Genomic DNA, 18,632 nt, shown 5'->3' with positions numbered 1-18,632 from the left:
ACGGGACCAGTTATTCAACTGGTCCCGTTTTTTTATATGTTTACACTTTGAGGGTTTGCCCTATTTTGCTCTTAGGCTCTTGATGCTTTGCTGAGCAAAGAGCAAAGAGCAAAGAGCAAAGAGCAAAGAGCAAAGAGCAAAGAGCAAAGGGCAAAGGGCAAAGAGCAAAAGGGCAAAGAGCAAAAGGGCACAGGGTGGTCAGCATCTGGACATTTGAGTCTGCCCTGAACTGAGCGAATGCCAGTGCCTTGGTCTTGCTTATTGCTAAGTCTTGCGCCTTGCTGGATTGTAGATACGCAGAATGTGGCTGTACCAGAACAGCAGCAGCAAGGCCGAAGCTCCCAGTCCCAGGCTGGACATGGTCCACAAGCTGGCAGCGCCCACAGGTGCTCCCGGTGCCAGCCACTGAATCACACCTTCCAGCGATCCGGCGGCAGGTCCAAAGCCTAGCCACCAGCCGCCGCCCAGACCCAGCACGCTCAAGGCAAAAAATTGCAGCAGCATAGGGACAAAAGCCACTTTATAAGCCCGCAGCAAATAAGAAATCAGACACTGGAAGGCATCAAAAAAGTGGAAGAAGGGCAGCAGTTGCAGCAAGAGTAAAGCCCGCAGTGCAACATCAGCATCGTCGGTATAGGCATTGGCCAGGGTCGGGCGCAGCAGAACCAGCAGGGTGATGGTCAGGGTGACCCCTGCCAGCACAATAGCCAGGCTCAACATCCCTACCTGCCGGGCGCGATGATATTGCCCCGCACCAATCGCCTGTGCACTCACCGACGCGGCAGCAACCCCCACGGCCATCGGCACCATAAAGCAGACCGCAGCCAGATTGGCCATGATCTGGTGAGCCCCGGAAGCAAAGACCCCCTCACGGGCAACCAGCAAGGCCATGAAGCTGAAGGCGCAGATCTCGATCAGGTAGGAGCCGCCCATAGGTAGCCCCAGACGCAGCAGTTCTTTCTGTGCCGCCCAGTTAGGCAGGCCCAGTCGCAGCGTAAACGGTTTGTAGTAGCGGTCGGCGCGCAGCAGCCACAAGCCTGCGGCCAGCATCAGCCAGGACACCAGGGTGGTCGCCAGGCCCGAGCCCACGGCGCCCATGGCAGGTAAACCGAATTTCCCGAAAATCAGCACCCAGTTGAACAGGGCTTTGAAAGCCACGCTGAACAGATTGATCAGCATCACGGCCTTGGGGCGAGAGGTCGCCGTGCCCAGGCAATAAATCGTTCGGAATACCAAGGCGGCGGGCAGGGCCAGAATCAGGCTGCGCAAATACCAGGTAACCCGGTCATGAACCTCAGGGCTTAAGTCGCCCGACCAGCTTAGCCATATATTGGGAAAAGCCAGCGCCAGGGTGCCGATCAGGGTCAGCAAAAGGGCCAGCCATACGCCTTGCCCCCACCAGCGGCCCACTTCAGTCAGGCGGCGCGCGCCAAATTGCTGCGCAATGATAGGAATCAGGGCATGGATAACGCCCATCAAGCCAATAAAGACGGTGATGTAGATGGAAACGCCCAGGCCCATGGCCTGCAGGTCGATCGGGCTGCTGTGGCCGACCATGACGGTGTCCAGGACACCGAAGGCGATACCGGCCCAGGAGCCGACCAGCACAGGCCAAGCCTGGCGCAGGATTCGGCCTGCCTGGCTTTTCCAGTTGTGATGAAACGCGGAGGACATGATTGAAACTTACTGAGCTTGTACTCGCAGCAGACGGAAAGCCTCGTGACGATCTGGCCCACGTTTGCCTTGCCAGAGCTGGACCGCATTGTCGGGAATGGGGGCCTTGCCATCTTGCAGGTCGCGCAGGGAGAACTGTTCCAGCACCAAAGAGCAGCGGTTGTCGAAATTGATATTGATGTTGTTGAACACCAGGAAGGAAGCGCGTTGACCCGAGCCCAGGCCCCAGGAGCGCAGGCATTCGCCGGGCTGCTTGTGTTCGCGCAGGGCGGCGGACAACTCGCCAGAGACGTCGCGGTAACTACGCACGTAGTCCAGCGAGGGCATCCACAGCGTGACCAGCAAAAGCCAGGTCGTAATCAGGCCGCCCGCCGACAAGACAGTGCCACGCAGCAAGCCGGGAGGGTTGGTGGACAGACGCCAGCGCACCAGCGAGATCCAGGCTAGCGTGCCCAGCACCGCAATAATCATGACCGGCCAGGAAATAAAGGTGTCGTAACCCTGAGTCTGGCGAGCAATATTGTGCGAGATCTGACGTGGCCAGCCTGTTTGCTGGGCAATCCAGCCCAGCCAGACGGTGGTGGCCGTCAGCGAAAAGCACATGATGGCAAACCAGTCCAGCGTATTGATGACGCCACGGCGCAGCGTAGGCAGCGAGAAAGCGGCCAGGATAGCGCAAGGCACGACCAGCAACGCGTATTCTGGCTCGAAGGCATCGCGCATGAACAGCAGGCTGATCAAGGGCACGATAAAGCTGATGGCCGGTACATAAATATGGGGTGCCTTGAACCAGCTACGCCATTGCCACAGCGCCAGCAGGGCCAGGGGCCAGGTGGGCCACAAGAACCACAGCAGGTCGCGCAGATTATCCAGTTGTTCTTTGAAACCGGCCCAGCCCCAGGCGGCCAGATGCCACAGACGCCATTGTTCGGTCCAGTACACGCTGACGCGTTTGGCCGGAATCCACCAGGCCATGATGATGGCCAGTGTCAGCACGGCGCTCAAGGCCAGCCATTGGCTGTGCTGGCGCAAGGGACCGCGTGGAATAAAACACAGCGCAGTGGCCAGCATGATGGGGCCAGCGCCCAGCCAGCCACGGGTCAGAAAGCAGGCACCCAGAGACAGGCCCAGCAGGATTGCACCTGAAGCCGGGCGGTCAAACATGCGCACCAGGCTGTACAGGGCCAGTGCCTGGAAGGCAATGATGGCAGGCACTTCCGAGGTCTCGTGCATGCGCCAGATAATGCCGACCGTGGCTACCGTCAGCAGCAAGGTGGCGTCGGCAATCATGCGCCCATAGGCCGTGGGCGAGGGCTCGCCCCCAAAGGGCAGACGTAAGGGTTGGGCTTCCGGGCGACGGGCCAGCCAGTAGGCGCTATGCCAGACCGAGGCCGCCAGCATGCTGAACCACAGCAGATTGGGCAGGCGGGACGCCACAATATTGGCGTTCAGCTCGGAGGTAAACAGTTTCAGGGCGGGGGCAAACAGCGTAATGAACAGGGCACCCAGCCAGGTTGTCAGCGGCCCATCCTGGGCATGCGCTAGATCGCCCACTTGCGGCAACAGCAAAGCCTGACCGCTGGGATCAGACAAGGCGGTCAGCATGGTGGCTAGCCCGATGACATCGTCTGCCTTCCAGGGATCACGGAAAAACAGACCCGCAAGAATGTAAATGGTCCCTACGACAAGCAGGACAAGTCGGGGAAGTTTGACAGCAGCGGTAGCAGTCAGGCGGGCAGGGGTGGAGGTGGGTATGAGGCTGGATGACACGTCTAGGGTAAAACAGTCTGTTGATTCGCCCTATCTTAATGCAAAGGGGGCGCCTTGGCCGGGAAATGTACGCTAAAAAAAAGGCAGCCGAAGCTGCCTTTTTTGCGCTGAACGCGGTATGCCGAGAAAGAGAGCTTATTCGCCTTTCTTGACGGTACCAGCCGTACGGGCAAAACGGGCGCGGAATTTTTCAACGCGGCCAGTTTCCACGATACGGGTTTGAGCGCCCGTGTAGAAGGGGTGCGACTCGGACGTCACGTCACACTTGAACAGTGGGTAGGTCTTACCGTCTTTTTCGGTGGTTTCGCGAGTCTGGACAGTGGAACGGGTGATAAAGGAGTTGCCCGTTTGCAGGTCCAGAAACACCACGTCACGGTATTCTGGGTGAATGCCTTCTTTCATGATGATTCCTGTTTTGACAAATAAGGACCGCCAGCAAGGCATGTATTTACAAAAACAAAGCTGCACACGCAGATTTCAAATCTTGTAAATACCGGCACTAAAAAGCTAGAGGGCTGTTTTTTTAACCGGGTTTGGGTTTTTACATCCTGCCCGATTGAATAATGCCTAAAGACTTTTTGCCACGTATCCGATGAAGCCTGAGATTTTAGCATCGAGCCACCGCTTTTCAAAGAAAACTCCGTAAAAGCGGTGCACAAGTGCAACAGGACGGGGGTAAAGACCGTGATGCCACGCTACAAAGCGTGGGAAACCGTAGCACGTCCGGCATTTTCGACAATAAGAAAACACCCTGAAACCTGGGTCTTGATCAGGTTTCAGGGTGTGACTCAAGTGCGGGCTCCTGGAAAATCAGCCCGCTACATTGCGCTTGCGGAAAGACAGAATCCAGATACCTACCGCCAGTTCCAGTGCAGCAATAATCCACAGACCACTTTGGAAATTGCCGCTGGAGTCTTTCAGCGCACCTAACATAAAGGGCGCCCCAAAGCCTGCCAGGTTGGCGACCGAGTTGATGAAGGCCACGCCAATCGCGGCTGCCGAACCCGCCAGCACCGCATTAGGCAATTGCCAGTACACCGGGATACAACCCATGGTGCCAGACACGGCAATAATCAGGCTGATGAAGGCCATAGGCGTGTTATTGCCCAGGAACAGGCCCACACCGGCCAGACCAATGGCCCCGATGATGACCGGAATGCCCGTATGCAAGCGTGCTTCGCGGCGACGGTCGGCGCTAAAGCCCAGTGCCAGTTGGAAAATGGCTCCAAACACATAGACCAGCCCCACCAATAGCCCGACGTGCAGTGGATCGCTTGGGCCCAGCGAGCGTACCAGCGTAGGCGCAAAAAAGGCCAGGGTGGAGTTGGCGGCCACAATGCCAAAGAACATCATGGTCAGTGTCCACAGATCACGATTGCCCAAGGCTTTCTTGAAACTGTGTTCGCGTGGGCCTGCGGCCTTGGCATCCAGGGCCAGCTCTTCTTTGATCAGGTCTTTTTCCCGCTGGCTGAGCCAACTGGCTTTTTCCGGGCTATCCACAATGAAGATCACAGCCAGAATGCCTGCAAAAATTGTGGGCAGACCTTCCAGCAGGAACAACCATTGCCAACCGGACCAGTCATTGACGCCATGCAGGCGGGTCATGATCAAGCCCGCCAGTGGGGCACCAATGACAGAGGCAACCGCGGAGGCGGAAATGAACACCGCAAAGGCCTTGGCGCGGCGATGGGCCGGAAACCAGAAGGTCAGGAACAGCAGCACGCCGGGCTGAAAACCGGCTTCAAAGGCGCCCAGCAAAAAGCGCATGACATAAAAATAGGCGGCTGTTTTGGTGAACATCATCAGCACGCAGATCAGGCCCCAGCCAAAGGCGATACGGGCCAGTGTCTTGCGTGCGCCAATACGCAGCAGCAGCCAGTTGCTGGGGACTTCAAAAAAGAAGTAACCCAGAAAGAAAATACCGGCGCCTATGCCGTAAACCGTTTCGGAAAAGCCCAGCTCGGGCTGCATTTGCAGTTTGGCAAAACCAATATTGAGCCTGTCGATCCAGGCCAGCATCCATAGCAAAAAGATGAAGGGCAAAATGCGCCACATCACTTTCTTGTAGATCTGATCCAGTTCTTTTTTGCTGGCGGGCGAGGCACGGGCATCGTCCACGGGGATACTGCTTGTCATGGGGCTTCTCCTTTTTTGTTGTGGGTACAGCGTCTTAAGGCTGATCTGGGGGCAGGCGGTCGGCCATCAGCTCGCAGGCAGCAATAATGGGGTTGATGACGGGAACAGCCAGCTTGCTTTGCAAGGCTTGGGCGCTTTGCGCCAGGGGGCCGCCACCGATGATCACGGCTCGGGCTCCGTCTTTCTGGATACAGGCCAGCACACTGTCTTCCAGCTCCTGATCCTGACGCCGGGGGGCTTGGGCCAGATCCAGCGGGGCTGTCGCCGTCAGACGCAGGCCCGAGAATTGCTCGGCCCAGCCGTAACGCTGGACCTGTTCCAGAATGGATGGCTCCAGGCCGGGCGTGGTGGTGGCAATGCCAAAAGGGGAGCCAGCGCTGGCGGCCTGCATCATGGAAGCCTGGCCTATGCCTATCACAGGGACAGAAACCCGCTCTGCCAGAGTCTGCAGGCCTGGATCACCAAAAGCGCCGACGATGACGCCATCCGAGTCCCGCGCCTGGGCCAATACCAGTGGGTGTTCAGCGATGGCAGCGGCCTGTTCCAGTTCATCCATTTCGGTCAACATGGCTGGTCCTTCGGGGGCGGTTAGCCCCCGGACCCGGATATCGTCGCGCTTCAGGCTGGTGAAGCAGGCCTGGGCAAGCGCGACCATCATGTCCGTAGTGGGACGGGAAGTATTGGGATTGATGAGCAGTACGGTATGAGACATAAATACAGGGCCGCAGAAACACGGCTTATCAAGTGAAATCAGGTATCCAGCGGGCGGCCAAAGGTTTCGGGCGCTAGCTGCAAAACGGCGGCAAAGGTGACATACATACCCGCCATTAAAGTGAACATGCCTGCCACGCCGTAGCCTTCCAGTACCCAGCCGCTCAGGGTGGGCACAAATGCACCCGCCAGCGTTCCCAGTGCCAGAATGAAGGCGGTCCCAAAGGCGCGGACACGGGTGGGATAGAGCTCGGGGGAGAAAATCCAGATCGTCGTATTCAGCAGCAGCACGCAGAACTGGAAGGCTGCGCCAAACAGCAGCACTAAATAGATGTTGAAACTGAGAAAGCCGAAGGCCAGACCACTGGCGCAGGCCAGCAAGGCACCGATGGTGAACACACGCTTGCGGGGAACACGGGAACCCAGATAAGAGGCGGTAAAGGCGCCCAGCAAACTGCCGGACTGCATCAGGATGGTGAAGGTATAGCTTTTCACCAAAGAGTGCCCTTGCTCTACCAGCAGAGTCGGCATCAGCGTCAGAACCGTCAGTTGTGCGCCGTAGGTCATGCAGACCGCAATGCCGGTAACCAGAGTGCGCATGGCCAGAGGACCTTGGAAGATCTCGCTTAAGCGTACGCGCTCTGCTTTCTGTGCTTGTGGTCCGCTGTGCAAATACGGATAGGGATTGGCGACATGGCGGCCCAACTTGCCCGAGGCCAGGATATTCAGAACCTGATTGGCTTCCTCAATACGCCCCTGGGACACCAGAAAGCGTGGTGTTTCGGGAATGTAGCGGCGATAGAACAAGACCATGAAGGCGGGCATGACCAGCAGGCCAAATACCCAGCGCCAGCTTTCCGGGCCAGGAAAGAGTGTAAAAACCAGTAGCCCGAAAGCGGGAGCCAGCATATTGCCCAAACCGCCGCCTGCCACGTTAATCGTGCCCACGGCGGTGCCGCGAAAACGAGAGGAGCAGAACTCGGCCAGCATGGTGACGGCAATGGAAATCTCGCCCCCCAGGCCAAAGCCCACAATCACACGGCCCAGGCCCAGAATCCCGTAGCTGGGGGCCAGGGCGCAGATCAGTGCACCCAAGGTAAACAGAGCCAGATTGATAGTCAGCATCACGCGTCGGCCATAGTGATCCGCGATATAGCCGGACAGCAGACGTCCCAGAGCAGCGGCAGCGAAGGTCAGGGTGTTCAGAAACCCGACATCGCGAGGCGTCAGGCCCCAGTGTTCCTGCAGGAGGGGGCCGACCAGACCCACGGCATTTTGCTCCAGCACGTCAAACAGCACGCCCAGCAAAATCAGGGCCAGCACCTTGCGGTGCGAATGGGTGACACCAATGGTTTCCAGCGAATTTTCCAATTGCTGCTGAACCGTATGATGGTTGGCCGTAGAACTGGCCTGCGCCTGCTCTGCATCAGCAGGCAAGGTTTGACGGGTGCTAGACATGGTTTCTCCTCGTTTCAGGACGTGTATGGCACGTCCGTCTCCCAACATTATTTTTTCAGTAATTATTGATATGAAAAAATATTTTCAATACTAGGGTAAACGAGAAAGATTTTTCAGTGTTGGTGATGTGCTTTTCAGGTTATTGATATTTAAGGTTTTTTAATAAAATAAGGATCATCGCGTTTTGCGTATGATCCTTATTTGATTCCTTGAATGGGCGGCGATTGTTCTTGCTCCGGATGTTGTCCCCAGCGTGTTTCCTTGCCCTTGCGCTTGTTGTTTGCGCGGTCTTGTGGGGCCCGTAGGGCGACCTACAGCTCCAGAAAGCTGTCGTGAAAGGCTTCTACCATACCCAGATGGCGGCGTCCGGCAGGACCGGCCTGGTCCATGACCTGGCTGAGGATCAAATGGCACAGACCAATAACGGCCACGTGGTTATCCAGCACGCCGGGCGATTGGACATCACAGCGCAAGGTCCAGCGGCAGGCGCTTTTTTCCGGGCTAAGCTGATCGCTGATATGCAGCACATTCGGGTTGAGCTGGGCTATTTGCTCGATGAGCTGATCCATGCTGCGTACGCGACGGCGCAGCGCAAAGATCACCACGACATCGTCTGCCTGTATGCCTGCCAGATGCTCGCCCATGGTCTCCCCGGGGCCGGGGATAAGTTGGGCTTCGGGCACGATTTGCAGCATTTGCCAGCGAAAGTAGCTGGCCAGCGCGTGGCTGGATCGAAACCCGAGCACCCAGACTTTGCGTGCGCCCAAAATAGCCTGGGCAATTTCCTGTAGCAGTGCTTCGGGGATGCGCCGGTAGGTTGAGGCCAGATTATTCTGGCTTTGCTGCAGGTGTGTGGTCAGTGAGCGCCCGGCCTCGGTCTCGGTAGCCGCCAGGAGCAGTGGCGAACCCGCATTTTTTTCAGAACGTACTTGCTTGCGGGCAGCTTCGTAGTTGGCATAGCCCAGACGCCGGATGAAACGGGTAACCGTGGCGTTGGAGACATTGGCCAGGGTAGACAGTTCGGAAGCGGTATAGCCCGCCAGATCGCCCGGGAAGTCCAGGGCGAACTCCGCCAGACGTCGTTCTGAGGGGGATAGATCGTGAAGAATATCGCGTACGCGTCCAACAAAGGACTTCACGGCGGTATCAGACATGGCGCTCCGTGCTCGGCTTGAGTGTGTTCTGGATTTTACGGGGAAGCTCACCGAACTGTATCAAAAAACCGGCTGGCCCTTCTGGCTTACAGATCACCGCGTTCGGCCATGGAGACAGTTTCGCTGGGCGTGACGATGATGTGATCAAGCAAACGAATATCCACCAAAGCCAGAGCCTGACGGATATGGCGGGTCAGCCGTATGTCGGACGCGCTGGGATGGGCGGCCCCGGAAGGATGGTTATGGGCCAGAATAATGGCGCAGCTATGGTGGCGCAGGGCCGCGCGCAAAATCTCCCGCGGGTAGACCGAGGCCTGATTCACCGTTCCCCGGCTGATTTCTTCCGCGCAGATCAAGCGCAGTTGATTATCCAGAAACAGGGCCAGACAGTGTTCTACTGGCAAATGTCCGATATGGGCCAGGCAGTATTCGCGAACCTTGTCGGCCTGATTCAGGACAGGCAGGCCGGTCAGTGATTCCAGGGCACAGCGTCGTTGCAGTTCCCGGATAACCAACAGTTCCGTGCATTTGGCCGGGCCGATTCCGTCTAGCTGACGCAGGGCAGACGCATCGGCCGATAATAATCCCTTGAGTCCGTTAAAATGTTCCAGCAGCATCTGGCCCAGCTCGACAGCATTGCGCCCACGCGTACCGGTGCGCAGCACAATCCCCAGCAGTTCAGGGGTGGTCAGACAAGCGGGGCCGTGCGCCAACATGCGCTCACGGGGCCCTTGGCGGCGTAATGTGGATGTGGCCATAAGAAACGCTAAAATGCGGTAATTGAATGATTTTCTATAGTGAGCGATCGTGAGTAACTCTGCTAGTTCCGAGCTTGGAATTGTCCGTCAGGATTCCTACCTGACTTTGCACTATCGTATAGAGCTGGCCAGTGGCCCGGCGGCAGGCTCTGTGTTTGCGGATACCTTTACGGGCCGTCCTGCGACCTTGCAAATGGGTAATGGTCAGTGGGCCCCTGGCATGGAAGAGAAATTGCTGGGTCACCGTGAAGACGAGCGCTTTCAGCTCGACATCACCCCGGAGGATGCCTACGGCGCCCGTAACCCGGACCTCTTGCAGCGCATCACTCGCGAAATGCTGGCGTCCAACGCTGCTGAAGGCGTGGAATTCGTACCCGGTGATATGGTGGAGTTTGCCGCCCCGAATGGCAGCCGTTACTCGGGCGTGCTCAAGGAAATTGACGACAAGACTGCCTTGTTTGATTTCAACCACCCCTTGGCGGGTGTGGCCTTGCGCCTGGATGTTCATATTTTGGGGATTCTGTAATGAGCCAAGTTACTCCTGTTCAGAACGCTGAGGTTGTTCTGGCCCAGCCCCGTGGATTCTGTGCTGGGGTTGATCGCGCGATTGATATTGTCGAGCGTGCCTTGGAATTGCATGGCGCACCGATTTATGTGCGTCACGAGATCGTTCATAACCGTTACGTGGTCGAAGACCTGCGCAACAAGGGGGCGATCTTCATTAAAGAGCTGGACGAAGCCCCCTCGGGTGCCATTGTGATTTTCTCGGCGCATGGCGTGTCGCGTCAGGTGCGTGATGATGCCGCACAGCGTGGTTTGCAAGTGTTCGATGCAACCTGCCCGCTGGTCACCAAAGTGCATATTGAAGTCTCGCGTATGCGTGCCGAAGGCCGGGAAATCATCATGATCGGTCACGTGGGGCATCCTGAAGTCGAGGGTACCCTGGGGCAGGCCGATGGCGGCATGTATCTGGTGGAAACGCCGGAAGATGTGGCCAGGCTGACTGTTGTAGACCCGGACAAGCTGGCTTTTGTGACGCAAACCACGTTGTCCGTGGATGATGCCGCAGTGGTGGCCCAGGCCTTGCGCGAGCGCTTTCCCACTATCGTGGAACCCAAGAAAAGCGATATCTGTTACGCCACACAGAACCGTCAGGATGCGGTCAAGATCATGGCTCCACAGTGTGATCTGGTTCTGGTGGTGGGCAGTACCAATAGCTCCAACTCCAATCGCTTGCGCGAAGTAGCCGAACGCAAGGGGGCGGAAGCCTATTTGCTGGATAAGCCGGAAATGATTGATCCGGCCTGGCTGGTGGGTAAAAAGCGTGTTGGCGTGACGGCAGGTGCTTCGGCACCGGAAGTTCTGGTCAATCAGGTGATTCAACGCTTGCAGGAACTGGGTGTGGGTCGTGTGCGAGCCCTGGATGGTGTGGAAGAAAACATTGCCTTCCCGCTGCCCCGAGAGCTGTCGCGCAAAATTGAAAGCCTGAACAAATAAAAAAACGATTTTTGCAGGGTGGACAGGAGACAAGATGATTCTGTATAGCTACTTTCGCAGTTCCGCCGCTTACCGGGTGCGGATTGGTTTGAACCTCAAGGGTCTGGACTATCAGATCAAACCCGTCCATCTGCTGAAAGACGGCGGCCAGCAGCATCAGCCAGAGTATGTACAGGTCAATCCCGTGCAATTGCTTCCCGCTCTGGATGATGATGGTTTGATCATCACCCAGTCCCTGGCCATTCTGGAGTATCTGGACGAACGCTATCCCGAGCTGCCTTTGTTGCCCAAAGCCTCGGCTGAACGTGCCTGGGCACGCTCCATGGCGCAAACCGTGGCGTGTGATATTCATCCTTTGAATAATCTGCGTGTCTTGCAGTATTTGAAGAACGAATTGCATGCTGAGGAAGACGCCCGCAACCAGTGGTATCGCCACTGGGTCAAGGTGGGGCTGGAAGGCTTGGAAGCGTTGGTGCAGCGTCATGGCAAGAGAGATCAGCATTTTATCTTTGGTGATACGCCCGGTATTGCCGAGATCTGCCTGATTCCCCAGATGTTCAATGCGCGTCGCTTTGAGATCGACCTGACGGCTTTTCCTCGTCTGTTGGCGGTGGAAGAAAAATGTCTGGAGCTCTCTGCGTTTCAAGAAGCCGCTCCCGACCGCCAGCCTGATGCAGCCTGACGCCAAGCGTGAAGGCGGCCCGAAGTGGGGCTAGCCGGAATCCACCCGCCTGACAGGCGGGTTTTTCTTGCCTCGTCGTCGCTCAAGTGGCGGCCTGGAGGCGTAAAGGACAAAACATGAAGATTGGTTTTTGTGGCTTGGGTCGTATGGGTCAACCGATGGTGCGTCGCTTGTTGGGGGCGGGTCATCAGGTCAGTATCTGGAATCGCTCCAAAGACAAGGCACTTGCACTAGTAGAGGCAGGAGCAAGCTGGTGTGATACTCCAGCGCAAATGGCCCAGCAATGTGAAGCCGTATTCCTGTGCGTGTTCGATGCTCAGGCGGTGCACGATACTGTTTTGGGCGAACAAGGTCTGGCCAGTGTGCCGGGAGCCTTGCGTATTGTGGTGGACCATTCATCCATCCCGCCGCAGGCGACTCGCGATATGGCGGCGCAACTGCAACAACGGTGTGGAGCCCATTGGCTGGATGCGCCTGTATCAGGTGGGGTAGGTGGAGCCGAACAGGGTACTCTGGCCATCATGGTCGGTGGGCAGGCGGCGCAGTTGGATCAGGTCCGCCCGGTACTGGCAGCGTATTCGCAACGCGTCACCTTGATGGGCGCGGTAGGGGCCGGCCAAGTAACAAAGTTATGCAATCAGACGATTGTGGCGACGACCTTGACCGCGATTGCCGAGGCGCTGAGCCTGGCCAATGACAATGGTGTGGATGCGTCCAAAATCAATGAAGCCCTGGGTGGTGGCTGGGCCGATTCGGTTCTGCTGCAATTGTTCGTGCCCCGCATGACCGGGCAAGACAATCAAGTCAAGGCGTCGGTAGACACGATGTTGAAGGATTTGAACACCGTGGCCGAGCTGGCCAGTGTCAGCCATACCAGTATGCCGGTGGCCCATGCCGCGCAGCAAACCTATCGTGCTGCCCATCGTTTGGGCTTGGGTGAACAAGATGTCGCTCGCATTACGCATGTGAATAGTTACAATTACGGGGAATAAACTACCATCAGTCAAACTTAGTTTCGGTATTATGTCGGCTATTTGAAGTTGGGACTGTAGGTCTACAAAAGGGAAGTCATGAAGAAAAGTACAGGGCTAGTCACACTGGTTGTCGTGTTAGCGGCCGTATATGGTGGTTCAACCTGGTACACCGGCAAGAAAACAGAAGCGCTGGTGTCCGGTAAAGTGGCCGAGTTCAATACCTTGGCCGCAGAACAATTGCAGCAAATGGGAATGAACGAGTCGGTCGTCATGAACGTGGTTGACTACCAACGTGGCGTATTTTCCTCTACCGCTCGCTACACTATCACCGTTAAACCGGCTGACGCTCAAGAGAAACCTCTGGAGTTGACCTTCGAGGACAAGATCAGCCACGGTCCACTGCCCATGTCGGCATTGGCACTGGGTAACTTCACCCCCGTTGCCGCTTTGTCGCACAGCACTCTGGTCAAGACCAAGGACACGGAAGGCTGGTTCAAGCTGACCGGCGACAAGACCCCTCTGTGGGCTGACAGCCTGGTGGGTTTTGATGGTGCCGTCGATTCCAATATGCATTTTGAAGCCATCAAGCACCAGGGCGACGAAATCAAGGTGGATTTCAGCGGTGGTCAGTTGCGCACCAAAGCCGGTGGCAAGAGCAAAGATATTGTTGTGACAGGCAGCTTCCCCAAGCTGTTTGTGGATGACATCAGCGAAGATCCCTTGAAGCTGGAAGCCTCCAACTTTATGGTGGACTTCAAGCAAAACGGTGACATCAATGTGAACGGCACCCAAGTGGGCAAGCTGAGCGTTGATAACATCAAGATGCAAACCGCTGAAACCGATGGCATTACCTTCAAGCAGATTGCACTGAACTCTGACGCTGTCACCAAAGATTCCATCAGCGATACCAAGATCAGCTACCAATTGTCCGATTTGGTGTTTGAAGACAAGATCAAGCTGGGTTCGGCCGAGCTGGTCATGAGCTTTGACCGCGTGTCTGCTCCTGCCATTTCTGCTCTGTCCAAGCTGGTGTCTGATTCCAATCTGCAAAACGATCTGGATTCCGTAGACTCGGCCACCGCCGATAAAATGATGGAACTGGTTCTGCAAGCACTGGAGAACAAGCCTGTTCTGCGCGTTGAGCCACTGCGCTGGTACACCGCGGCTGGTGAGTCCAAAGCGACCTTGCGTATGGATTTCCAGAAACCTAACGCCAGCCTTCAAGAGCTGAAAGAAAGCCCAGAGTTGTGGGTGGAAGCGATTCCTGCCGCTCAACTGGATGTGCTGATCTCCAAGCCCATGCTGCGTGACCTGGCTACCGAAATGGACAAGGCTGAAGGTACGTCGGCTGAGGCAGGCAATGCCGCCATGCTGGACATGATTCTGGATGCGGCTGTGGCTCCTTACGCTGAGTCCAAGATGCTCAAGAATGACGAAAACGGTGTGTCGACTGCCATCAAGTACGACGGCAAGGACCGTGTATTCGACATCAACGGCCAGCGCTTTACCTCCGAGCAATTGCTTGGTCTGGTCCTGATGGGCATGATGTAATTCGTCTGGGCTTTGTCCAGCGTAAAGCCCACCGAGTTCGGTGGGCTTTTTTATTATTCAAGGAGCCAGATTCCATGGCCAGCTTATCGGATCAATTGTCTCGATTGGTCTACAGCACCGAGCAAGGGCGTATGTGCCCGGATTGTGGGCAGTCGCAGAACCAATGCCGTTGCGAGGAAAATCGCCGTCAGGAAAGCTTGTCCCAGGTTCAAGGGCCAGTGCGTCTGAGCTTGGAAACCAAGGGGCGCAAGGGGAAGGGGGTGACCGTCGTTGCGGGGCTGGTCATGCCGGAAGAGCAGCTCAAGGCTTTGGTCAAGGAGCTGAAAAACGCCTGTGGAGCGGGCGGGACGCTAAAAGAAGGAACGCTGGAGATCCAGGGTGATCATCGAGCCGTTGTGCAGGCACGCCTGGAACACAACGGCTTGACGGTCAAGCGGGTTGGCAGACCCTAGGCTTTAGAAGCTGTAGCCCAAGCCTACGCCACCAAAGACGCTGCTATTTTTCTCGACCAGCGGGCTGTCCTTGGCTTCTTCCCCCAGCGTGTTCACACCCAGCAGACCTTGCAGAGACCAGCTCTCGCTCAGTTTGTGAGTGTATTGACCGTACAGGGCGTAGGAGCGCAGACCGGAATCAGGACGGTAGCTGCGTAGTTGGCCATTGCTGGATGCTGCTTCGTGCGAATTCACACCAAAGTAGGTGCGCATGGCTTTTTCGTTGGACCATTTCAGTTCAGCGCCCAGGGAGAAGCTGCTGTCCTGATTGTTCCAGAGGCGGTAGCTCAGATCCAGCACGGCGGTGGCACCGTAACCGCTTTTCAGGGCTTGGTAGTAGCTGCCTTCGATCTTGGCATTGCCCAATTGGTAGGCGGTAAAGACGCCCAGATTACCGTGACGATCAATATCGTCGGTGCCGTACAAGCGGTCAGCATCACCGGATTTACGGGCTCGGGCCAGGGCGGCGTAGGTGCCGATAGTCCAGTTGTCGGTCAGGTTGGTTTGCAGGCCAATGGCAGGCATGCCCGCTTTAGGGGCTAGGAAGAAATGGCCATTGCGGTGCGAGAGCAGCGGGTAGAAACGGCCATCGTAGCTGTCAGCGCCTTCGTATTTGGGAGCAAAGCCCACACCCACACCAATCGTAGTTTGCTGTGCCAGTGCCTGGCTGCTTCCTAAAGCACACAAAGCCAGCAATAAGCAGGGACGCAGAGCAGCGCGGGAGAGGGTGGGCATGACAGATTCCTTGTGATACGGGGTAGAAATAGGCCCGCTTGTCGCGGGCCCAGCTATCGTATCAAGGTTTGGGTCAGGGCAGGCAGAATCATGACCGGCCAGTATGGTCTGTTGTTCTGACCCTACACCCTATCAGGCGCGGATATAAATCCAGTTTTCGGCCTGAAGTTGCACCAGTGCCGTGATGGCGCCTTGCTCCAGTGTCTGGAAGCGTTCAGGCGCATTTAGTGATTGATTGCGCAGCGTATTGGGGCACAGATAGGTATAGCCGTCACAATCGTGTTCAGCGCCTTCTACGCAGGCTTTGACGGCCTGCGCATTGACGATGATACGGATCTGGGCATCAGGCATATCCTTGAGCAAATTGCGAGCATTGCTGCGGGCCCGGTCCAGGGCATCAGGGGTGGGGGCGTGCAAGAGAACGCAGTGGCTCATGGATAGTGTTCCTGGTGAAATTAGCGCGGGCCGAATACGCGTTCGGTAATGTCGGGCGAGGCGCCGGTCTGCATTTGAATGTGACCTTGCTCGTCCTGCCAGACCATGGCGGGCGTAGCGCGCAGATCCCAACCCATCATCAGGTCTTCGTTGCGGGTCAGGTCGGCCTCGATGTCGCTGGGCACACTGTCCAGACCTTTTACGCCTGCACTACGATCTTTCAACATGGCCAGGGAGTGTTCGTTCAAGGCTTGGGTAGGATTCTTGGCGGCCAGGATTGCAGCGGATTTAAGGCTGCTGCTGGGGGCCAGAATACCCACCATGATGTGGCGCAGTTGTACCTTGCCCGACTCCACCCAGGGGCGGGCCATTTGCCAGAACTGCATGCAGTAGGGGCAGTTCGGGTCCGTAAAGACGTAGACCACGCGGGGGGCTTTGTCGTCGCCATCCTTGATCCAGCGGGATTGTTCCAGCTTGCCCAGCATGTCTTTGGCGATGGCGGGTTGAACCAGCTTGTCCAGACCGGCCGGGCGGACTTCTTCGCCCTTGGCATCGATTAGTGTGCCGACCATCATGTGTTGCCCGTCGGGCAGGCTGTAGACGGCCAAGGCGCGATTGCCGCTATAGGCGCCCCAGGCTTTCAAGCCACCGGGCGCATCGAACTCGCCCACAATAGACAGCCCTTGTTCTTCCAGCGCCTTCAGGGCAGCAGGGCGGTCGGCGGCTTGTGCCAGGGTGCTGGCACACAGTAAACCGGCCAGGGCAAGACGAATCGAAATAGAGGAAAGCGGCATGGTGGTTAATCCTGCAAAACAGTCGGTAAGTGTATATATCCAGAAAATATATACTAAGATCCAAACGAAATAAAAGAATGGGACTGGGCCGTGACCGGATAGTTCCCCATTCTTGTACAGGTCGGGCTGTTTCTCCGCTTGGGACTGGCCTTATGCGCGGATCTTCAGATTCGCCAGTTCCAGCAAGCGGTAGGTTTCATGCACAGGCAAACCCATCACACCGGTATAACTGCCACTCAAGTGGCTGATAAACGCCCCGCCCAAACCTTGAATACCATAAGCACCGGCTTTGCCCATCGGTTCACCGCTGGCGCAGTATTCTGCGATTTCCTGCTCGTTCAGAGTCTTGAAGCTGACTTCGCTAATGCTGATGCTTTCAAATTCCACCCCGCCTACGCCCAAGGACAAGGCCGTCATGACTTTGTGACGGCGACCCGAGAGCTCACGCAAGATGCGTGCGGCGTCTTCTTGATCCGCAGGTTTGCCAAAAATGTCTTCGCCCATGCAGACGGTTGTATCTGCACTCAAAATAGCGCGCTCCTGATCCAGGCTGCTGTTCTGGGCACGCCATTCCAGCGCGCGCAGCAGCTTGTCACGGGCAGTGCGGCGTACATAGTCCAGCACGGCCTCCTGTTCCAGACGGGGCTCGTCCTCGCCGGGAGGGCTGGGGACATTCAGCACCTCGTGGCTGATTTGAATGCTGTTGAGCAGATCGTGGCGTCGAGGGCTGGCGGAGGCCAGATAGATAGGCTGAAAAGACATGAGAAACAGGACTGGCAAAAAGGGTTCAGGCGCGGTGATACGGATGTCCGGTCATGACGGACCAGGCACGGTAAAGCTGTTCGGCCAGAAAAATGCGGACCAAGGGGTGGGGCAGCGTCAGGGAAGACAGGCGCAGCATGCCGTGGCAGCTTTGCTTCAAGGCGGCATCCAGTCCGTCCGGGCCACCGACCAAAATTGCAATGTCCTGGCCGCTACTACGCCAGCGTTCCAGTTCCTGGGCCAGCTTGACGGTGGTCAGGTCCTTGCCGCGTTCGTCCAGGGCAATGCGCATCGCCTGGGCGGGAATCGCCGCTTCAATGCGCTTGGCTTCGGCCTGCATCATCTGGGCAGGCGTCTTGCCGCTGGTACGGGGTTCAGCCTTGATTTCGCGCAGCTCAATGGCGCAATCCTGGGGCATGCGGCGTGCGTATTCCTGCCAGCCTTGTTCCACCCAGTCGGGCATGCGCTGACCTACCGCGATGACAATGAGTTTCATGAAAAAACGCTAAAAAAAGCCTCCACGCTGCGCCTTCGGCTTGCTGCCCCCCAGGGGGGCGTTTTTACCTTGGGGCGGCCCGGCGGTAAAAAAAAGGCCGCATCACAAGCGGCGGCCCGGGTGTTGCCGACAGGGCAGAGAAAGCGCTTAGTCTTCGTCTTCGTCGGCGCTGGCGAAAAAGCCTGCAGGTGGAACCTGACGCGATTGCGGCAGCAGTTCGACGTCGACGGGGCGCTCGCCCCACAGCTCTTCCAGGTTGTAGTACTGGCGGATAGCGGGCTGCATGCAATGCACCACGATATCGCCCAGATCCAGCAAGACCCATTCGCCGGTATCCTCGCCTTCATGGGCCAGGACTTCGACTTTCTGTTGACGTGCCTTATCAAACACGTTCTGGGCCAGAGCGCGGGTTTGCCGGTTGGATGTACCACTGGCGATGACCACACGATCGAACAGGCCGGTCATGTGGGTAGTGCTAAAGACCTTGATGTCTTGAGCTTTGACGTCTTCGAGAGCATCGATGACGAGTCGTTGAAGTGTTTCTATATTCATAA

At 56.9% G+C, this 18,632-nt stretch carries 20 protein-coding genes; 6 read left to right on the top strand and 14 right to left on the bottom strand.

What is annotated here, in order from left to right:
• Window positions 1–264: 264 nt before the first annotated feature.
• The 8 genes from OSH09_RS06560 to radC all read right to left on the bottom strand — a co-directional run bounded on the left by OSH09_RS06560 (window position 265) and on the right by radC (window position 9,661).
• A complete protein-coding gene (locus tag OSH09_RS06560) occupies window positions 265–1,674 on the bottom strand; it encodes an MATE family efflux transporter (RefSeq protein WP_266120494.1) in 1,410 nt (469 codons plus the stop codon).
• A gap of 9 nt (window positions 1,675–1,683) precedes the next feature.
• On the bottom strand, window positions 1,684–3,444 hold the full coding sequence (locus OSH09_RS06555; protein WP_266120493.1) for an ArnT family glycosyltransferase: 1,761 nt from the start codon (window positions 3,442–3,444) through the stop codon (window positions 1,684–1,686).
• Between the two features lie 135 nt (window positions 3,445–3,579).
• The gene (locus tag OSH09_RS06550) at window positions 3,580–3,846 is read right to left on the bottom strand and encodes a type B 50S ribosomal protein L31 (RefSeq protein ID WP_003802796.1); all 267 of its coding nucleotides are present in this window, start codon (window positions 3,844–3,846) and stop codon (window positions 3,580–3,582) included.
• A gap of 408 nt (window positions 3,847–4,254) precedes the next feature.
• The gene (locus OSH09_RS06545) at window positions 4,255–5,580 is read right to left on the bottom strand and encodes an MFS transporter (protein WP_207875320.1); all 1,326 of its coding nucleotides are present in this window, start codon (window positions 5,578–5,580) and stop codon (window positions 4,255–4,257) included.
• Window positions 5,581–5,614: 34 nt separating this feature from the next.
• On the bottom strand, window positions 5,615–6,292 hold the full coding sequence (locus OSH09_RS06540) for an aspartate/glutamate racemase family protein (RefSeq protein WP_266120492.1): 678 nt from the start codon (window positions 6,290–6,292) through the stop codon (window positions 5,615–5,617).
• Window positions 6,293–6,330: 38 nt separating this feature from the next.
• Entirely contained in the window at window positions 6,331–7,749 is a 1,419-nt protein-coding gene (locus tag OSH09_RS06535) for an MFS transporter (RefSeq protein ID WP_266120491.1), read from the bottom strand.
• 311 nt (window positions 7,750–8,060) lie between these two features.
• Window positions 8,061–8,903: a MurR/RpiR family transcriptional regulator gene (locus OSH09_RS06530; RefSeq protein ID WP_266120490.1), complete on the bottom strand. Its 843-nt coding sequence runs from the start codon at window positions 8,901–8,903 to the stop codon at window positions 8,061–8,063.
• 86 nt (window positions 8,904–8,989) lie between these two features.
• Window positions 8,990–9,661 carry a RadC family protein gene (gene radC / locus OSH09_RS06525; protein WP_266120489.1) on the bottom strand — a complete coding sequence of 224 codons (672 nt, stop codon included), beginning with the start codon at window positions 9,659–9,661 and terminating at the stop codon, window positions 8,990–8,992.
• 49 nt (window positions 9,662–9,710) lie between these two features.
• Between radC and OSH09_RS06520 the strand changes: the two genes are divergently transcribed.
• From OSH09_RS06520 to OSH09_RS06495, 6 genes are all read left to right on the top strand, one after another.
• A complete protein-coding gene (locus tag OSH09_RS06520) occupies window positions 9,711–10,187 on the top strand; it encodes an FKBP-type peptidyl-prolyl cis-trans isomerase (RefSeq protein ID WP_222666961.1) in 477 nt (158 codons plus the stop codon).
• Complete coding sequence (gene ispH / locus OSH09_RS06515; protein WP_266120488.1) at window positions 10,187–11,158, top strand: 4-hydroxy-3-methylbut-2-enyl diphosphate reductase; 972 nt, start codon at window positions 10,187–10,189, stop codon at window positions 11,156–11,158. The genes OSH09_RS06520 and ispH overlap by 1 nt, the downstream gene beginning before the upstream one ends.
• Before the next feature lie 34 nt (window positions 11,159–11,192).
• Window positions 11,193–11,840 carry a maleylacetoacetate isomerase gene (gene maiA, locus OSH09_RS06510; RefSeq protein WP_207875314.1) on the top strand — a complete coding sequence of 216 codons (648 nt, stop codon included), beginning with the start codon at window positions 11,193–11,195 and terminating at the stop codon, window positions 11,838–11,840.
• A 116-nt stretch (window positions 11,841–11,956) separates the two neighbouring features.
• A complete protein-coding gene (locus tag OSH09_RS06505) occupies window positions 11,957–12,832 on the top strand; it encodes an NAD(P)-dependent oxidoreductase (protein ID WP_266120487.1) in 876 nt (291 codons plus the stop codon).
• Between the two features lie 78 nt (window positions 12,833–12,910).
• Window positions 12,911–14,365, top strand: coding sequence for a YdgA family protein (locus OSH09_RS06500; RefSeq protein WP_266120486.1), 1,455 nt, complete (start codon window positions 12,911–12,913; stop codon window positions 14,363–14,365).
• Window positions 14,366–14,439: 74 nt separating this feature from the next.
• Window positions 14,440–14,817: an SUI1 family translation initiation factor gene (locus OSH09_RS06495; RefSeq protein ID WP_266120485.1), complete on the top strand. Its 378-nt coding sequence runs from the start codon at window positions 14,440–14,442 to the stop codon at window positions 14,815–14,817.
• 3 nt (window positions 14,818–14,820) lie between these two features.
• Here OSH09_RS06495 and OSH09_RS06490 read toward each other — a convergent pair whose 3' ends face one another.
• The 6 genes from OSH09_RS06490 to rsfS all read right to left on the bottom strand — a co-directional run bounded on the left by OSH09_RS06490 (window position 14,821) and on the right by rsfS (window position 18,630).
• Window positions 14,821–15,591 (bottom strand): MipA/OmpV family protein, encoded by a 771-nt coding sequence (locus OSH09_RS06490; protein WP_266120484.1) that lies wholly within the window; start codon window positions 15,589–15,591, stop codon window positions 14,821–14,823.
• Between the two features lie 132 nt (window positions 15,592–15,723).
• The gene (locus OSH09_RS06485; RefSeq protein ID WP_266120483.1) at window positions 15,724–16,026 is read right to left on the bottom strand and encodes a DsrE family protein; all 303 of its coding nucleotides are present in this window, start codon (window positions 16,024–16,026) and stop codon (window positions 15,724–15,726) included.
• A 20-nt stretch (window positions 16,027–16,046) separates the two neighbouring features.
• The gene (gene dsbG / locus OSH09_RS06480) at window positions 16,047–16,820 is read right to left on the bottom strand and encodes a thiol:disulfide interchange protein DsbG (protein WP_266120482.1); all 774 of its coding nucleotides are present in this window, start codon (window positions 16,818–16,820) and stop codon (window positions 16,047–16,049) included.
• Between the two features lie 150 nt (window positions 16,821–16,970).
• Window positions 16,971–17,582, bottom strand: coding sequence for a Maf family protein (locus OSH09_RS06475; protein WP_266120481.1), 612 nt, complete (start codon window positions 17,580–17,582; stop codon window positions 16,971–16,973).
• A 25-nt stretch (window positions 17,583–17,607) separates the two neighbouring features.
• The gene (gene rlmH, locus OSH09_RS06470; protein ID WP_009456141.1) at window positions 17,608–18,078 is read right to left on the bottom strand and encodes a 23S rRNA (pseudouridine(1915)-N(3))-methyltransferase RlmH; all 471 of its coding nucleotides are present in this window, start codon (window positions 18,076–18,078) and stop codon (window positions 17,608–17,610) included.
• Between the two features lie 147 nt (window positions 18,079–18,225).
• Window positions 18,226–18,630, bottom strand: coding sequence for a ribosome silencing factor (gene rsfS / locus OSH09_RS06465; RefSeq protein ID WP_207875306.1), 405 nt, complete (start codon window positions 18,628–18,630; stop codon window positions 18,226–18,228).
• Between the last annotated feature and the right edge of the window lie 2 nt (window positions 18,631–18,632).

Origin of the sequence: Alcaligenes parafaecalis (assembly GCF_026344135.1) — a bacterium.
Classification (GTDB): Bacteria; Pseudomonadota; Gammaproteobacteria; order Burkholderiales; family Burkholderiaceae_B; genus Alcaligenes; species Alcaligenes parafaecalis.
Note: the sequence above shows the minus strand (reverse complement) of the source record. Positions and strands in the feature narration are given on the sequence as shown.

Bases quoted from the DNA above. Each gene is read 5' to 3' on its own strand.
- OSH09_RS06560 (WP_266120494.1), bottom strand. From the start codon at position 1,674: ATGTCCTCCGCGTTTCATCACAACTGGAAAAGCCAGGCAGGCCGAATC.
- OSH09_RS06550 (WP_003802796.1), bottom strand. From the start codon at position 3,846: ATGAAAGAAGGCATTCACCCAGAATACCGTGACGTGGTGTTTCTGGAC.
- OSH09_RS06545 (WP_207875320.1), bottom strand. From the start codon at position 5,580: ATGACAAGCAGTATCCCCGTGGACGATGCCCGTGCCTCGCCCGCCAGC.
- OSH09_RS06540 (WP_266120492.1), bottom strand. From the start codon at position 6,292: ATGTCTCATACCGTACTGCTCATCAATCCCAATACTTCCCGTCCCACT.
- OSH09_RS06535 (WP_266120491.1), bottom strand. From the start codon at position 7,749: ATGTCTAGCACCCGTCAAACCTTGCCTGCTGATGCAGAGCAGGCGCAG.
- OSH09_RS06530 (WP_266120490.1), bottom strand. From the start codon at position 8,903: ATGTCTGATACCGCCGTGAAGTCCTTTGTTGGACGCGTACGCGATATT.
- radC (WP_266120489.1), bottom strand. From the start codon at position 9,661: ATGGCCACATCCACATTACGCCGCCAAGGGCCCCGTGAGCGCATGTTG.
- ispH (WP_266120488.1), top strand. From the start codon at position 10,187: ATGAGCCAAGTTACTCCTGTTCAGAACGCTGAGGTTGTTCTGGCCCAG.
- maiA (WP_207875314.1), top strand. From the start codon at position 11,193: ATGATTCTGTATAGCTACTTTCGCAGTTCCGCCGCTTACCGGGTGCGG.
- OSH09_RS06505 (WP_266120487.1), top strand. From the start codon at position 11,957: ATGAAGATTGGTTTTTGTGGCTTGGGTCGTATGGGTCAACCGATGGTG.
- OSH09_RS06500 (WP_266120486.1), top strand. From the start codon at position 12,911: ATGAAGAAAAGTACAGGGCTAGTCACACTGGTTGTCGTGTTAGCGGCC.
- OSH09_RS06495 (WP_266120485.1), top strand. From the start codon at position 14,440: ATGGCCAGCTTATCGGATCAATTGTCTCGATTGGTCTACAGCACCGAG.
- OSH09_RS06490 (WP_266120484.1), bottom strand. From the start codon at position 15,591: ATGCCCACCCTCTCCCGCGCTGCTCTGCGTCCCTGCTTATTGCTGGCT.
- OSH09_RS06485 (WP_266120483.1), bottom strand. From the start codon at position 16,026: ATGAGCCACTGCGTTCTCTTGCACGCCCCCACCCCTGATGCCCTGGAC.
- dsbG (WP_266120482.1), bottom strand. From the start codon at position 16,820: ATGCCGCTTTCCTCTATTTCGATTCGTCTTGCCCTGGCCGGTTTACTG.
- OSH09_RS06475 (WP_266120481.1), bottom strand. From the start codon at position 17,582: ATGTCTTTTCAGCCTATCTATCTGGCCTCCGCCAGCCCTCGACGCCAC.
- rlmH (WP_009456141.1), bottom strand. From the start codon at position 18,078: ATGAAACTCATTGTCATCGCGGTAGGTCAGCGCATGCCCGACTGGGTG.
- rsfS (WP_207875306.1), bottom strand. From the start codon at position 18,630: ATGAATATAGAAACACTTCAACGACTCGTCATCGATGCTCTCGAAGAC.